Origin of the sequence: Methylacidimicrobium sp. B4 (genome assembly GCF_017310545.1) — a bacterium.
Classification (GTDB): domain Bacteria; phylum Verrucomicrobiota; class Verrucomicrobiia; order Methylacidiphilales; family Methylacidiphilaceae; genus Methylacidimicrobium.
Map to the genome: position 1 here is coordinate 296,349 of NZ_CP066203.1, position 14,774 is coordinate 311,122.

At 65.8% G+C, this 14,774-nt stretch carries 14 protein-coding genes and 1 tRNA gene; 7 read left to right on the top strand and 8 right to left on the bottom strand.

From position 1 onward, the window contains the following. Positions 1–58 precede the first annotated feature (58 nt). Positions 59–3,193, bottom strand: coding sequence for a bifunctional proline dehydrogenase/L-glutamate gamma-semialdehyde dehydrogenase PutA (gene putA / locus MacB4_RS01405; RefSeq protein ID WP_206864110.1), 3,135 nt, complete (start codon positions 3,191–3,193; stop codon positions 59–61). A gap of 363 nt (positions 3,194–3,556) precedes the next feature. Between putA and MacB4_RS01410 the strand changes: the two genes are divergently transcribed. Further along, positions 3,557–4,123 carry a DUF488 family protein gene (locus tag MacB4_RS01410; RefSeq protein ID WP_206864896.1) on the top strand — a complete coding sequence of 189 codons (567 nt, stop codon included), beginning with the start codon at positions 3,557–3,559 and terminating at the stop codon, positions 4,121–4,123. Between the two features lie 305 nt (positions 4,124–4,428). Here MacB4_RS01410 and MacB4_RS01415 read toward each other — a convergent pair. Beyond that, positions 4,429–4,519 (bottom strand) — tRNA-Ser (locus MacB4_RS01415). A 135-nt stretch (positions 4,520–4,654) separates the two neighbouring features. On the opposite strand from MacB4_RS01415, the gene MacB4_RS01420 reads away from it, so the two are divergent. Beyond that, positions 4,655–5,602 carry an HlyD family secretion protein gene (locus tag MacB4_RS01420; protein ID WP_206864111.1) on the top strand — a complete coding sequence of 316 codons (948 nt, stop codon included), beginning with the start codon at positions 4,655–4,657 and terminating at the stop codon, positions 5,600–5,602. Between the two features lie 5 nt (positions 5,603–5,607). Here MacB4_RS01420 and MacB4_RS01425 read toward each other — a convergent pair whose 3' ends face one another. From MacB4_RS01425 to MacB4_RS01440, 4 genes are all read right to left on the bottom strand, one after another. Then, positions 5,608–6,276, bottom strand: coding sequence for a ribulose-phosphate 3-epimerase (locus MacB4_RS01425; RefSeq protein WP_206864112.1), 669 nt, complete (start codon positions 6,274–6,276; stop codon positions 5,608–5,610). A gap of 12 nt (positions 6,277–6,288) precedes the next feature. Beyond that, on the bottom strand, positions 6,289–6,675 hold the full coding sequence (locus tag MacB4_RS01430; RefSeq protein ID WP_206864113.1) for a VOC family protein: 387 nt from the start codon (positions 6,673–6,675) through the stop codon (positions 6,289–6,291). Between the two features lie 112 nt (positions 6,676–6,787). Further along, the gene (locus tag MacB4_RS01435; RefSeq protein WP_242529274.1) at positions 6,788–7,792 is read right to left on the bottom strand and encodes a M20/M25/M40 family metallo-hydrolase; all 1,005 of its coding nucleotides are present in this window, start codon (positions 7,790–7,792) and stop codon (positions 6,788–6,790) included. A gap of 108 nt (positions 7,793–7,900) precedes the next feature. Next, complete coding sequence (locus MacB4_RS01440; protein ID WP_242529275.1) at positions 7,901–8,497, bottom strand: VTT domain-containing protein; 597 nt, start codon at positions 8,495–8,497, stop codon at positions 7,901–7,903. Between the two features lie 178 nt (positions 8,498–8,675). On the opposite strand from MacB4_RS01440, the gene MacB4_RS01445 reads away from it, so the two are divergent. The 3 genes from MacB4_RS01445 to MacB4_RS01455 all read left to right on the top strand — a co-directional run bounded on the left by MacB4_RS01445 (position 8,676) and on the right by MacB4_RS01455 (position 10,535). Further along, positions 8,676–9,149: an Hsp20/alpha crystallin family protein gene (locus tag MacB4_RS01445; protein WP_206864116.1), complete on the top strand. Its 474-nt coding sequence runs from the start codon at positions 8,676–8,678 to the stop codon at positions 9,147–9,149. Between the two features lie 178 nt (positions 9,150–9,327). After that, a complete protein-coding gene (locus MacB4_RS01450) occupies positions 9,328–10,236 on the top strand; it encodes an outer membrane protein (RefSeq protein ID WP_206864117.1) in 909 nt (302 codons plus the stop codon). Then, positions 10,236–10,535, top strand: a complete 300-nt coding sequence (locus MacB4_RS01455) for a hypothetical protein (protein WP_206864118.1) — start codon at positions 10,236–10,238, stop codon at positions 10,533–10,535. The genes MacB4_RS01450 and MacB4_RS01455 overlap by 1 nt, the downstream gene beginning before the upstream one ends. On the opposite strand, the gene MacB4_RS01460 is transcribed toward MacB4_RS01455, so the two are convergent. Together MacB4_RS01460 and MacB4_RS01465 are read right to left on the bottom strand one after the other, a co-directional pair. Further along, positions 10,532–12,094, bottom strand: coding sequence for a lipase maturation factor family protein (locus tag MacB4_RS01460; RefSeq protein WP_206864119.1), 1,563 nt, complete (start codon positions 12,092–12,094; stop codon positions 10,532–10,534). The genes MacB4_RS01455 and MacB4_RS01460 overlap by 4 nt on opposite strands. Further along, positions 12,076–12,621 (bottom strand): peroxiredoxin, encoded by a 546-nt coding sequence (locus MacB4_RS01465; RefSeq protein ID WP_206864120.1) that lies wholly within the window; start codon positions 12,619–12,621, stop codon positions 12,076–12,078. The genes MacB4_RS01460 and MacB4_RS01465 overlap by 19 nt, the downstream gene beginning before the upstream one ends. 50 nt (positions 12,622–12,671) lie before the next feature. On the opposite strand from MacB4_RS01465, the gene MacB4_RS01470 reads away from it, so the two are divergent. Beyond that, entirely contained in the window at positions 12,672–14,105 is a 1,434-nt protein-coding gene (locus MacB4_RS01470) for an FAD-binding oxidoreductase (protein WP_242529276.1), read from the top strand. A gap of 76 nt (positions 14,106–14,181) precedes the next feature. Continuing rightward, on the top strand, positions 14,182–14,706 hold the full coding sequence (locus tag MacB4_RS01475) for a hypothetical protein (protein WP_206864121.1): 525 nt from the start codon (positions 14,182–14,184) through the stop codon (positions 14,704–14,706). Positions 14,707–14,774 lie beyond the last annotated feature (68 nt).

Sequence of the window (14,774 nt, forward strand, 5' to 3'; positions counted from 1 at the left end):
CCATGGTGGCCCGCTGCGCCCAAACTTGACCATCTTTGCTGACGAATTGCAACCAGTGCTAGGGCGAAGCGTCCTCCTTGGGACGCTCGTCTCCCTCGGCCAAGAGAAGAAGATCGGGATCGCCCGTTACCGCGAGATTTTGCGAACAGACCCGCTCGACGCCAAACGCCTCCAAGTAGCGAGAACCGCCCGACTTGGGCCCCGTGCCGGAGAGCCCCTCTCCGCCGAAGGGCTGGAAGGCGACCGCCGCCCCGATCATCGACCGGTTGACGTAGAGGTTGCCAACCCGCGCCCGCTCCCGAACCGAGCGAACGCGCCCGGAAAGGCGCGTCTCGAGCCCCATGGTCAGCCCGAAGCCTTTCCCGGCAATCTCCTCGAGGAGGGAGCCGAGCGCCTCGATAGGGAAGCGCACCACCGGCAGCAGCGGGCCGAAGATCTCCCGCTCGACCAGCGCATGCGAAGGGATCTCGATGAGCTGCGGGCGGAAATAGTAGCCCGCGGCCGCCGCGGTCGAGGCCAAGGAAGCCTTGGACAAAAGCTTGCCTGCGCGAGAGAGCCGCCAAGCCTGACCTTCGAGATCGAGCAGCGCCTTCCGCTCGATCAGCGGCCCTACGTCGGTCGCCAGATCCCGCGGGTCTCCGACCACGAGCTCCTCGACCGCTCCGCCAAGCAGAGCGAGCAGGCGCGGAGCCGCCTCTTCCTGGACGAGGAGGAGGCGGAGCGAGGAGCAGCGCTGGCCGGCGCTCCGAAAGGCCGAAACCAGGATGTCGTCAACGACCTGCTCGGCGGCCGCCGTCGCGTCGACCACCATGACGTTGACCCCGCCGGTCTCGGCGATCAGCGGAGCCAAGGCGCCTCCCCGGCCCGCCAGGAGCTGGGCGATTCGGGAGGCGACCTCGCTTGACCCGGTAAAGGCGACTCCGGAGATCCGGGGGTCGCGGACAAGGGCCTCCCCGACGCGCCCGCCGCCGGGGAGCAGGTGGAGGACTTCCGGGGGGATGCCCGAGGCAAGCGCGAGCCGGACCGCCTCGGCCGCGACAAGCGGCGTCTGCTCGGCCGGCTTGGCGACCACCGCGTTCCCCGCCACCAGGGCCGCCACAACCTGCCCCAGAAAGATCGAAAGCGGAAAGTTCCAAGGGCTGATGCAGGCAAAGAGCCCTCGTCCCCGCCAGAGCACCTCGTTGAGCTCCCCCGCGGGACCTCCCAGCCGCCGGGGCGCCCCGAAGAGCCGCCTGGCCTCCGCCGCATAATACCGGCAGAAGTCGATCGCCTCCCGCAGCTCCGTCAGCGCATCGGGAAGGGTCTTTCCCGCCTCCTCCCGGAGGAGGAAGAGGAGCCTCCCCCGATCCCGCCAGAGCCGGTCGGCGAGCGCCTCCAGAGCCTTGGCCCGTTCCCGGGCAGGGACCCGTTCCCACCTTTGCGCCCAATCGAAGCCGATCCGAAGTGCTTCGGCGATCTCTCCTTCCCCCGCCCAGACCACCGTTCCCACCCGTCGGGAGGGGTCGGCCGGAGAAAGCACCGGCTCCTCCTTCCCCCCGGCGGCTCTTCCGGCCACCAGCGGCTCGGCATGGCCAGGGCTGGCTGCCGCTGCGACTTCCCCGAGAAGCGCTTCCACCGCTCCGGGATCGCCCCAGTCGATTCCTTCGGCCCGCCTCCAGGCCGGAGCCGAAAGGTCGGCTGGCTTGGGGATCCCTGGATGAGCCGCGGGCTGGAGTCGTGCTGTCCGGCTCACGGAAAGGGGAGGGGCCTCCCCGTTCCCGGAGCCGAGGAAACCCGCCTGTCCGACGCCATTTTCGAGCAGGCGCCGGGCAAGATACCCAAAGAGCTCCGTGCGCGTCCCGAACGGGAGGTAGAGCCGGACCGGATGACCCAGCTCCCGCACCACCGCATAGAGGGGTTCGGCGACCCCGTAGAGCCGCTGGAACTCCCATCCGCCCCTCCCGCCTTCCGCGAGGCAGAGAATGGCCGCCACCGTCCTCGGGTCGTGGGTCGCGAACTGGGGAAAGAGCCGGTCGGTGCCTTCGAGCAGCCGCTTCGCACAGGCCAAGTAGGAAAGATCGGTCAGCGCCTTCCGCGTGAAGACGGGATAGCCGGGCAGCCCCAGCGCCTGCGCCCGCCGGATCTCGGCATCCCAATAGGCTCCCTTGACCAGGCGTAGGGCGAAGCGCGCTTGCTCTTCCGCAGCGGCTTCCCCCAGAAGCTCCACCGCCGCCCACGCGCGCTTCTGGTAGGCCTGGACAACGATCCCCAAGCCGCTCTCCCCGTCGATCTCGACCTCCGCCAACAGACGAAGAAAGAGGTCGAGAAGGGGCCAAAACCGGTCGGACTCCTCCGCGTCAAAGACCAGCCGGATCCCCGCCTTCCGGGCCTCACGCCAGAGCTCCCGGACCGAAGCGTAGATCTCCTCCCCGATCCGCTCCTCCTGAAGGGGCTCCCATCGGGGATGGAGGACCGAAAGCTTGAGCGAAAGCTCGGCCGCCTCCTCCTCAGCGGCTCCCGCTCGCCCGAAGAAGGTGATCGCCCGGCCATACCGTTGGCGGGCGTCGTCCGCCGTCCTCCGGGATCTCGCCGCCTCCCCAAGCATATCCCAGCAGAACCGGTAGCCTTGGGCGTGAAGCCGTTCGACCTGCTGCCTCCCCCCGCGCACGTCTTCCGCGAGGACGAAGCGCCCGACGATGGCACCGACGATCTTCCGAGCCGATTCCCGGACGGCCGCCCGCACTCCCCGGCGGAACCAGCCGGGCAGGGGGGCATCGCTCTCCCAACGGGCCAGGGCCCGTAGCCCGCTCAATCCCCAGGAAGCGGCTCGCCCGATCGGCTCTCGGGCCTCGTGCTCCCCGGAGCACCACTCCCCTTCGATCAGCTTCTCGGCGAGCAGGGCATCCGCCGTCTGGTCATCCGGAATCCGCGGCAGGGCTTCGGCGAGCTGGAGGAGCAGCCGTCCTTCCTTGTGCGAAAGGGGATAGCGGGCCAGGATCCGGTCGACCCAGCGCGGCCGTTCCTCCCCCCGCATCCGCTCGTGCAGCCATCGGGTCTTTTCCTCGATCTGCCGGTCGAGGGCTTCGGAAGGGGAGAAGAGGGCGCAAAGCCGTTCCCGGCAGAGATCGTCGTCTTCTCTCTGCACCGCGAGCAGCCGCTCCCGGAGCGCGGGGAGCCCTCCCTTCCGGTCCTCTTTTCGTTGCCCGCCTTCCATCTTCCCTCCAGCCGCAAAGCGCCGCCACGGTTATACACCGCCGACGCTTCTTGGGGAAAGGGACGGAAAAGGCGGATCGGCTCCCGTCGGCTTTCCGACGCCTGATGGCATCCGGGAGAACCAGAGCGTTCCCGTGAGCTCGGGTTCCTCCATAGCTCCGGATGAGCCCTATCCATCACCGTTCCTTCCTTACAAGGAGTGGCTCCTAACGCTCCTGAGTCACGCCGCGGAGTGCGGCCTCAAGATATGCGGCGGCACGTGTCACAAGATCGCGACGAGGGGCCAGAGCACGAGCAACGGACGCTTTTGCTATCAAGAACATGCATGTATGATCCGAGGCAATACGGTTCGGATGGATGATCGCTGTTCCTCGACAGAGCCAGTACGAGCACCTTTTTCACCATCGGCCATTCAACCCGGACGATCGTTGAATTCGTCGATCTGCTCCGGGCGTCGAGCATCGACCTGGTCATCGACGTGAGGTCGGTGCCGCGATCGCGTGCGAATCCACAGTTCAATGCCGAAAGCCTTCCCGAAACGCTGGCACCGTGGCACATCGGCTATGAGCCTATCGTCGAGCTGGGTGGTTTCCGCGGAAAGAGGCGTAGCGTGATCCCTTCGCCCAACCGGTATTGGCAGATGAGCAGTTTTCGTAATTATGCGGACTACGCGCTGACACCGCCGTTCGCAGCGGGTCTGGCGCGGCTCCGAGACCGAGGCAGCCGGCACCGATGCGCCATTATGTGCGCCGAGGCGGTCTGGTGGCGCTGCCATCGGCGTATCATCACCGACTACCTCCTCGCCGCAGGCGAACGCGTACTGCACATCCTCGGGGTGTCGCATATTGAGGAAGCCCATCTGACGCCCGGCGCTGTGGTTCGCGACGACGGGACGGTAATCTACCCCAGCGAGGATCTGTCGCGGAAATGACATGACAATGGTGCCGTTGTTGCCGTTCGCCTCGGCGGTGCGAGTGTTTCTGCCAAGAAACCGTCCGGCGTCGGCAGCAGTGGGACGAATTAGCAGGTTTTCTGGCTCTCCGCTGAACTGAGCGGGTGTGGAGAGCGGATGTGGGGTTGAGGGAGGGAGGCTCGCCAGTCCTTCGCCAAGGAGGTGAGGGAGCGTGCTGCCCATTCGGAGCAGATCGAAGGGATCTGGATCGACAGAAGGCCCGACTGCTTCAGGCGCAAGGGAAGGGCCGTGGCGCAAACGCCCTGCCCACTCGCGACCAGCAGTGGCGGAGCCGGAGGGATTCGAACCCTCGGTACCCTTTTGGGGTACAACGGTTTAGCAAACCGTCCCTTTCGGCCACTCAGGCACAGCTCCAGGAGATAGCTCACTTCTGCGCCCGGGCCGCGCTCTTGTCAAGGCCACAGGCGGCTTCCCGCTTGACGGCCTTCGCCCACCTTGTCAGCCTGAGCCTGCGCGGGAAGCGGGTCGACCGGGCAGTGGAAAAGGGCGATGGAAGAGCAAGGACAGGGCGAAGGCGGGCGGGCGAGGAAGCCGCTCTGGACCCGGATCGCTTGGAGCGCCGGCGCGGGCCTGCTGGTCTATGCCGCGGCTCGCTTTCTTCTGGGAGGAGAGGGGCGCTTCGCCTCCACGGAGGATTCGATCGTAAGCGCCCACGCGGTGCGGATCTCGCCCCGGGTCTCCGGATACCTGGAGAGGCTCCTCATCGACGACAACACGCGGGTAAGGCCAGGGCAGCTGTTGGCGCTGATCGATCCGAGGGACTACCAGGCGCGGGTTGCGGTTGCGGATTCCGCGCGGCTCTTAGCCGGGACCGAGTGGATTCGGATGCATCGGCTGGTCACCACGCATGCAACGCCCGAGCTCAACCTCGATGCGGCGGTCGCCGTGAACACCACCACCGAGGCTGCGCTCCGCTTGGAGAGCTTGGCCCTCGGCTATAGCGAGATCCGGGCACCGGTTGCCGGGAAGATCTCGGGACGCCGGGTCGACCAGGGAAACTTGGTGTCTCCGGGGCAGTTTCTCTTCTCGATCGTGCCTGAAGGGGTCTGGGTGAAGGCCAACTTCCGGGAAAGGGAGCTCCGCCACATTCGTCCGGGAATGGCGGCGGAAATCCGGATCTGGGCGCAGCCGGGCCGCGTCTACCGGGGGCACGTCGAGAGCATCCAGCGCGGGGCCACTTCGGCCTTCAGCCCGTATCCGCGGCTCGACATGCGGCTCAATTATGTCAAGCCGGAGCAGCGGATTCCGGTGAAGATCCTCTTCGATGAGCCGCCTGCGGCGCTCACCGAGCTCGGCCCATGGATGACCGCGGCGGTGAGGATCCCCACGAAGGCGGCAGAGGCGGCCTTCGATTGGGCGCTCCTCCTGGGGGTGGGCGCGGCGATGGCCCTCTTCGCCTTCGGTACGGTTCCCCGCGGACGACGGTCCGGCGGGTGAGGCGATCAGCCACCCATGTTGGCTTCTTCGGCGGCGGCGCGCAGCTCGCGGAGGGGATCCTCCTCCCTTTCGCCGAGGAGCCGGCTTTCCAAAATGATCCGGTCCGTCCCGTGGACGACCACCGAGGGGAGGCTCTCCCGAGTCACCCCGCCTTCCACCGCGATCTCGTAGGCAAGGTTGCCCGCTTCCCGATGGGCCTTGGCCTGCGCCACTTTCCGGAGCGTCTCCGGCAAAAGCGGCTGCCGTGAGCCGGGGTTGGCGGTGAGGCAGAGAAGGAAGTGGATGTGGGGAAGGTATTTGAAGGCCTTCTCCAAGAGGGTGATCGGGTTGAGCGCGAGCCCGCAGCGGCAGCCCATCGAACGGATGAGGTCGATCGTCTTTTGCACGTCGTGGCGGGCTTCCAGATGAACCGTCACGATGTCGGCCCCGGCTTCAACGAAGGCGCGGGCGTAGCGGTCGGGCTGCTCGATCCGGAGATGGACCTCGATGGGCAGCTCGGTCGTCGTGCGGAGCGCGGCAACGAACCGAGGACCGACCCCCAGATCGGGCACGAAGTGGCCGTCCATCACCTCCACGTGGAGAAGGTCGATCCCAGCCGCTTCCAGCTCGCGCACCTCGCTCTCCACCTGACAGGGCTTGGCCCCGATCACGGCAGCAAACCGTACTCGCCTCATGCAAAACGACTCCTACGCTCGTTTGCGTTCGATCAGCTCGATCTCGTACCCTTCCGGTCCGTCGAGGAACGCAAAGCGCGTTCCGGAGCGGCTCGTCGTCGGGCCATCGGAAAAGGGATGCCCCTTTTTGACGGCCTCGCGGCCGAAGGCTTCCAGGTCATCGACCTCGAAGGCCAGATGGGTCAGATCGGGCGGCACGACCACCGGTCCCGACGCCGGATAGTGGCAGAGCTCGAGCAGCTCCTCGCTTTCGGGGGCTTTGAGAAAGACCAGGGTGGAGCCGCGAGGGGAGGTCGATCGGCTCACTTCCTGGAGACCGAGCAGCTCGGTAAAAAAGGAGACGATCTTCTCCAGATCGTTCACGCGATAGCGCGTGTGCAAGAGCCGGCGCACCTTCACCGTGGTTCCCCCGTCTCTTGCGTAAAATCCAGAGGCGCCTTGGGGCGGCGTCCCCGGGGCGGACGGCGGCCACCGGAGGCACAGGAGCGAGTCGAGGCCGGATTCCCCATGGCTACCCCTGCCGCCGGAAGCGTTCGTCCCGCGGGAGATCCGCCAAGAACAGGCTGAGCCATTCCGCAAGCGTTTCGAGGTCCTGGAGATGGACAACCTCGACCGGGCTGTGCATGTACCGGTTGGGAATGCCAAGGGCTGCGGTGGGAATGCCTCCGCGCTGCAGGAAGATCGCGTCCGCGTCGGTGCCCGACCGGCGGGGGTCGATCCCCTGCTGGTAGGCAATCCCGTGCGCGTGGGCGACCTCCGCCAGCCGGCGGACCAGGAGAGGGTGGTTGACGCTTCCCCGGCTCAGGATCGGTCCCTTGCCGAGCTGCACATCCCCCTGGCGCTTCTTGTCGGCGATCGGAATGTCGGTCGCGTGGCCGACGTCGACCACCAGCGCCGCGTCGGGATGCGTCGAGTAGCCAACCATCGCGGCACCAAAGAGGCCGTTTTCCTCCTGGATGGTCGATGCCGCGACTACACTGGCCTGCAGCTTCTCCCGCTGCAGGGCGGCTTTCCGGAACGCCTCGGCCACGACGAAGGCCCCGACACGGTCATCGCAAGCCCTGCCCACCCAGAGATCTCCGTGGAGGGGCGCAAATCCCGAGTCGTAGGTGATGAGATCGCCGACGGAGACGCGCTCCAGGGCCTCCTGTTGGCTCTGGGCCCCGATGTCGATGAAGAGCTCGTGCCACTTGGGCGGATCCTGCTTTCCCTCGCGCTCCTGCAGGTGGATGGCGAGGGAGCCGATCACGCCCAGGACAGCCTCCCCCTCGTGATGAATCCGCACCCGCTGGCCGCGCGCCAGCAGAGGATCGGATCCTCCGACGGTGGTGAAATAGACAAATCCGCGCTCGTCGACATACTGGACCTGGAAGCCGATCTCGTCGATGTGCGCTGCCAGGAGGATCTTGGGGGATCCCTCCGGATGGAGCAGGGCGATCGCGTTGCCATAGGCATCGGTCTCGACGCGGTCGGCGTAGGGCTTGAGGTAATCGATCCAGGTTTGTTGGGCCACCATCTCCCCGCTCGAGGGACTGGGAGTCTCGATCAGGGACCTCAGGAAATCTAGCTGTTCTTGCTGCACAGGAGAGACACCGTAGCCAAAGTTTTCTTCCCCCGCAACCGCCTACTTGCCCGCAATCGGCTTCGCCCGGGCTGCGCGCGCGAGCAGGAGCTCCCGGGCGACCGGAAGCAGGGAGAGGGCGATGATCAGTAAAAGAAAGAGATGGAGGTGGCTCTGGACCGCCGGAGCGCTTCCCAGGAAAAAGCCCGCGAGGAGGAAGAGAGCCACCCAGGAGATGCCCCCCGCGGCGTTCCAGAGGAAAAAGCGGGAATAGGTCATCGTCCCGACACCGGCGACGAAGGGGGCGAAGGTTCGCAGCACCGGGATGAAGCGGGCGAGGACGATCGCCCGGGCGCCATACCGGCGGCAGAGGGCCCGGGCGCGGATGAGATGGCGCCGGTTGAGCCAGCGGGACTCGGGGTCGTGAAAGATCGCCGGTCCCACCCGCCAGCCGATCCAGTAGTTCATCGAGTCCCCGAGCACCGCGGCAAGGATGAGGCTCAGCAGGAGGGTGGGCAGATGGAGCCAACCTTGGCCGGCAAAGGCCCCCAGGAGAAAGAGCAGGCTATCCCCCGGAAGGAAGGGGGTGACGACCAGGCCCGTCTCGCAAAAGACGATCGCGAAGAGCAGGGGGTAGGCCCAGAACCCATGCTCCTTCACGACTGATCGGAGAAGATCTTCCCAGCCAGCTACTAGTGCTACCCAATCCACGCTTGTTGCCTTCCTCGACTAGCTTGACATTTCGGCTCCGCCGTCTTAGCTTGTCAGTACCAATGGGCTGCTGCGCAACAGGTCGCGCAGCGGCGAACGTAGGAAACTCACACGAAAGGAGAAGGCAATGAATGGCTTGGTACGACGAGGTCCGGCAGGGCTGGGTGTTTGGGATCCTTTCCGCGAGTTGGAGGAGATGCGGAAGCGGATGGCGTCGCTTTGGGACCGGCCGTTGGAGCTTCTGGAGGCGCCGAGCGAGCGGCTTGAGCTCGCCGAATGGCGACCCCTGGCCGACATCACCGAGGATGACAAAGAGTATCTGGTGAAGCTCGAGCTTCCCGGCATGAAGCGGGAGGAAGTCAGGGTATCCATGGAGTCGGGCGTGCTCACGATATCCGGCGAACGGAAGCTCGAAAAGGAGGAAAAGAACAAGAAGTATCATCGGGTCGAGCGGGCCTACGGCTCCTTTTCCCGATCGTTCGTGATTCCTGACGACGTGGTCGCAGAGAAGATCGACGCGCAGTTCAAGGAGGGAGTCCTCCAGGTGCATCTCCCGAAGGGGGAGCACGCAAAGCCCAAGACGATCGAGGTCAAAGGCTGAAGGGTTGTGCACGCCGCTTCGAGAGAGAGGCCCTTCCCGTGGGGGAAGGGCCTTTCGGTTTCCCCGCCGTGCGCCAGCATGGGAATTGCGATTGACAGAAGGCAACGACGGGGGCAAAAGAGGCTAATTCTCTGTCACTTATCGCGCGGATCTTGTATCTTGTAGGAAGGAGGAGGAGTTGCATAAGGGATTCTGGGTTGGGGTCGTGCTCTGCGCCATCACGGGCGGGTCGGTTTGGTCCTCCCCGGCCTCCTCCGCAGGTTCCGATCTCGCCGAGCAGGCCCTCCAAGGCCCTTTGCTTGCGGGAACGGATCCCGAAGACGGCGTTGCGACCCAGGCTCCGCAGGGAGGGGGGAAGGAAGCGCCGCCCCTGGAAAATCCCTTTACGGTCCAATCGGGACTCTATGCGGGCATCTTTGGCGGAGGCGCCTTTTCCAACCCGGAGTATGGTTATTCGGCCTATCCCGCTCCGGTGGGCCTTTCGGGCTTCACCGAGAGAGGAGGCATCGTCAACGGGGTCGGGGGGCTGCTCTTCGGCTACGAGTTCGCTGGCAATAAGATTGGGGACAGCTGGGACTTCTACTGGAGGCCCGCCGTCCAGCTCGACGCCTTCTATCTCGGCTTGACCGCCGCCTCCTCCGGGCCGGGCTATGGCGCACCCGCGGTTCCCGGTGCGATCGATAGCAAGCAGAACTTCAATGCCGGGGTGATCACGGTCGATGGCCTCCTCAACTTGTATACCCCGCTCCTGACGGTCCATTTCGGAATTGGAGTGGGTGGTGCCTACATCAGCAACTCGTCGGCCTCGGCGGTGCCGAACGGAGGGCCGGCTAGCGGGCAGAACCTGCTCGGCGCTGGAATCAACACGAGCGCCGGCGCGTTCGCGGTCGAAGGGATCGCGGGCATCGACCGGTGGATCAACAAGCGCTGGTCGGTCTTCGTCGAATATCGCTATCTCCTGCTCACCGGAACCAACTTTAGCTATAGCGGCAATCCGGCGGTCTTTGGCCCAGGGCAGGTGGTCAACCAGCACTTCGACCAGTTCACCGCCAACCTGGTGCTGGCGGGACTCCGCTACAAGTTCTGATGAAGCAACCCTCGCTTCTTCCCGCGGTCGTCCTGGCGGTCGGACTCTGCGGCCTCTTCTTCCGATCCTCTGCGTGGGCCGGCTGGGAATTCGAACCACCCATTCCCAACTTTCCCTACGGCCCCACCGATCCCTTGGGCACCCCCTATTGTGTCGCGGCGACCGATCTGATCTACAGCCCGACGCCGCCCTACGTGCGTGCCTCGTCAGAAGCGGCGAAGCTCGAGAAGTCGAAGCGCGCCTCGCACCGCCCGGTCAAGAGGAACGCCGAGTCTTTCGACGCGAAGGGAAGACCCTAGCGGTTGAGCGAGAGATTCCCACGGGATTCGAGCGCGGGCACTAGCCGCTCCGCTTCCTCTCCTGGCGTGGGCCGGCGCAGTGCCGTGGGAGGGAGATAGACGCCAATCAGCTCCCTCTGCCACCACTCCCCGGTGTGCTGGAGGGCTCCCCACGAGCTGAACCGGTATTCGTAGAGGAGGGCACGGACATAGGTCGGGGGAGCCTCGGCAAAGGGGTTGGAGGCGAAGAGCGCGGCCACTTCGGGGCTTCCCTCCAGGAGCCGCTGGGCGAGCCGTGGAAACCAGGGGGTGCGGGCCGGTCCATTCAAAGCAGCAAACCACATCTGCCAATCGAGCCGCGGCTGGTAGGGGGCGACGAACGCGGGCATCTTGCGCAACTCCCCGGGCTTCCAGCGAAAGGGGTAGACCCTCCAGCTCTTGCCGTCTTGGCTCCCCTCAATCTCGATCTCGAGCCGCCGGGTCGTCATGACCGCAAAGGCTCCATAGTCGTTGACACTGCGAAACGGGCTGATCGCGGCGAGAACGGAGGCCACGGGCCGGGGAGGCCGGACTCCCAGGACTGCCAGGAAGAGTGGCAGGCTCAGCAGAAAGAGGAGCCCTCCCAGGACCGGGCTCCATCGACGCTGGAGGGGAGAAGCGGGGCGGGGATCGCACGGGAGGCGGGGAAAAAACCGGCGGAGAAGAGAATCGTCCAGGAGGGCGAAGCAGAGGACCAAGGTGAGCCCGTTGTAGAAGGCATGGTTTCCCGTGAGCAGGATAAAGAGCTGCAAGAGGACCGATGCCGCAAATCCGAAGAGACGGCCGAGGCGGCCCGTAAAAAAGAGGAAGGGGACCACAAGCTCGGTCGCGAGGACCAAGAAGGTCGTCCCCTCGTGAAAGCCGAGCGGGAGATGGAAGCAAAACCAGGAAAGGGGGGAAGGGAGCGGTTGGGTTTCGTAGTGGTATTGGAGGGCCGTCAGCGCACGCCAGGCGGTGTCTCCGCTCGCCAGCTTGACGACACCGGAGAGAAAGAGGACGCGGAAGAGAAGCCACCGCAGCCAGAACGCAGCGAGCGGCGGGGGAGCGGGGGCACCCCCCCAGTCCGGCCGCAGCCGCCATGGGGCGATCAGGACGGCCAGAAGGCCGGCTTCGAGGAGGAGGCTGTCCCACTGGAAGAAAAAGAAGTCTCGCCCCAGAGAGACGAAGGAGAGGTAGAGCGCCCAGAGCGCAAAGGCGATCCAGGCGGGGGCAAGATCGCAAAAAAGAAGGAGCGCAAGCAGCACCCCGGTCCAGGCAAGGACCCGCAGGAGGAGGTCGCTCCCCCCGGTCCACCAGAAGAGGGAGGGTGCCAGGAGATAGCGGGAAGCGCCCAGGTTCGCCCGCCCCACGACGAGCGCTTCGGCGACCGGCAGGATGCCGCGCGATCCCAAAAGCCCCGGAAGCTGGATCGCCAGCGCGAGGAAAGCGACCGCGTAAATGGCAGAGATTCCCCGGAGAAAGAGCCAGATCCCCAGTCGGTCCGTGTGGCGGTGCGCGCCCAGCGCCAGGGGAAGGAAGAGGGCTAGCCGTCGGTAGGCCATGGTCCAGGGGGGCAGTCGGGCTGCTGCTGCGGTTCCCCGACTCCCGGCGGGTCCTCGGCTCCGGGCAGCGGCATCCGCGGCCGCGCTTCCAACATGCGGAGCAGGTCTTGGGCGTGAGCGCCGACGCGCGGATGAAGGTCTCTCCAGACGATCACACCCTCCTCGGTCAAGAAGGAGGCCCGCTTCACGAACCCCAGAAAGGAGGGCAGCCCGAAGGCTCGGGCGGCCTCGCCCGATCGGTCCGAGAGAAGGAGGAAGGGCAGGTCGTGCCGCCGCTGGAAGGAAGCGAGCCGCCTTGGGGAGTCGCTGCTGATCCCGATGACCCGCACCTCCCCACGAGCCAGCTCCTCTCCATGGTCGCGAAGGTTGCAGGCCTGCCGCGTGCAGAAGGGGGTGTGAGCGCGTGGATAGAAGTAGAGCAGAATCCTGCCGGAGGCGAGGAGATCCCCCAGGACGACCCTCCTCCCCTCGGGATCGAGGAGGATGGCCGAAGGCGCGCGGCTACCGACCGGGAGGGCTCGACGCATGGGCTTGTCTTGTCAGGGCGGCCGGGTCATGCTGCCGCTCGAACGGCAGTATGAGAAAGGACGAGGACAAGGTCAAAGCCGCTCTCGGCTCGGAAAGCAACCGGGAGGGAGCTGGTGCCCCGAAGGAGAACTGGGTTTCCGCGCTTCTGGCCGAGTTCCCCGAGATGGCGACCGCGGCCCCCGAAGCGCTCGCCCAGAACGCGGGGGATGCCTGGCTTGCGGCCCACGCTCCCCAAGCGGTCTTCTATCCGGAAAGCGCCGAATCGGTTGTCCGCTTGGCGCGATGGGCCTCCGAGGCGGGCGTTCCGATCACCCCGCGAGGGGCGGGAAGAGGCTATGTGGGAGGGTGCGTTCCGGTCCATGGGGGGATCGTCGTCAACTTCTCCCGGATGAACCGCATCCGCGAAATCGATCCGCAGGACGGGGTCGCGGTCGTCGAGCCCGGAGTCGTCACGGCTCATCTCCAGGAGGCGGTCGCCAAGCTCGGCTGGTTTTACCCGCCCGATCCCGCGAGTGCTGCCGAAAGCAGCCTGGGAGGCAATGTCGCGACCAATGCGGGAGGGCCGCGCTGCCTCAAGTACGGGGTCACCCGCCACTACGTGCTCGGGCTCGAGGTGGTCCTGGCCGACGGGACGCGGATCCGCGTCGGAGGCCGCACCCACAAGAACAAGGTCGGGTTCGACCTGGTCGGCCTCTTCGTGGGCTCCGAGGGGCTTTTGGGGCTGGTGACGGAGGCGACGCTCCGGCTGATCCCGCGCCCGCCCTATCGGATCGCCGCAGCGGCCGTCTTCCCCTCGATCGAGGCGGCGGCGGGGGCGGTCGAGCAGATCTTCGCGGCCGGCTTCCTCCCCTCGGCCCTCGAGATCGCCGACCGGTTCACCCTGGAGCGTGCCCGCGAATTTTGCCCGGAGCCGCTTCCACCCGGCGAAGCCCATCTCCTGGTCGAGTGCGACGGTCAGCCGGCGGGGGTCGACGCGGAGATCGACAGCCTATTGCCGATCCTCCGGCGGTCGGGAGCGGGAGAGCTCCTGATCGGCCGCGGAGAGGAGGGCTGCGAGCGGCTCTGGCGGACCCGGCGCTCCTTCTCGATGGCGCTCAAGGCGAGCAACCTCACCAAGCTCAACGAGGACGTCGTCGTCCCGAGGAGGAGGCTCGTCGACCTCGTGCGCCTGGGAAGCGAGATCGAGGGGCGCTACGGCTTTCCCGTCGCCTGCTTCGGCCATGCGGGGGACGGCAACATCCACGTCAACCTGATGATCGACCGGAGCCGGCCCGGGGCGGACGGGCGCGCGGAGGAAGCGCTCGACCTTCTCTTCCGCCAGATCGTCGCCTGGGGAGGATCGATCACGGGGGAGCACGGAATCGGCATCGCCAAGGAGCGCTGGTGGCCCCTGGCGGTCTCTCCGGAGGTCCGGTCCCTTCACGAACGAGTGAAGAGCGCCTTCGATCCCAAGGGCTTGCTCAATCCGGGAAAATTCGTTTGATTCTCTTGGCTCAACCGATCAATCTGCCCAATCCGGGCCAGATCTCTCGTTGGGACAATCGGGTCCGAGGACGCCTATGTCATTCGAGGATACCTTTTCCTACTCGCTTGAATCGAGCCGCGTGATCCTGCTGCCCCGCACCCGGGTCGCGACCTTCCGGACCTCCCTGATCCACTACACGCTCATGACCGAAGCGATGGATCGCGTCGGCACGACCTTCGTCCGCGAAGGGAACCTCCAGGCGGAGCGGCCGCAGATCCTCCTGCCGAAGGCCATGGCACAGCTGCTTCTCGAAGGCTTCGGCCCAAGAGCCCACGCCTACGCGGAATGGCTCGGCCGGCAGCCCGGATCCCTCGCGTTCTTGCGCTACGGCTTTCAATTCCGCAAGGAGGAGCTGCGGTTCCGGCAGGTGGAGGCTCCGATCGAATCGGTGACCGAGTCCGTGACCCGCGCTGTCGAGGAGCGGGAAGATCCGTTCGCCGCGGTCCTCGTCGGTGTCGAGGACGGCTGGGAGGTCTCGCTCCTCCGCTTTTTCCTTGAATGGATGCAAAAATCCCTTCCGCGCAACATCCACGATTTGCGCCAGGAGGGGTTCCTCTAGGAACGGTGGGAAAGGGCTTGAACAGTGAATTTAATTATTGCTTATTCCTGCGCTTTTGTGAATATTTG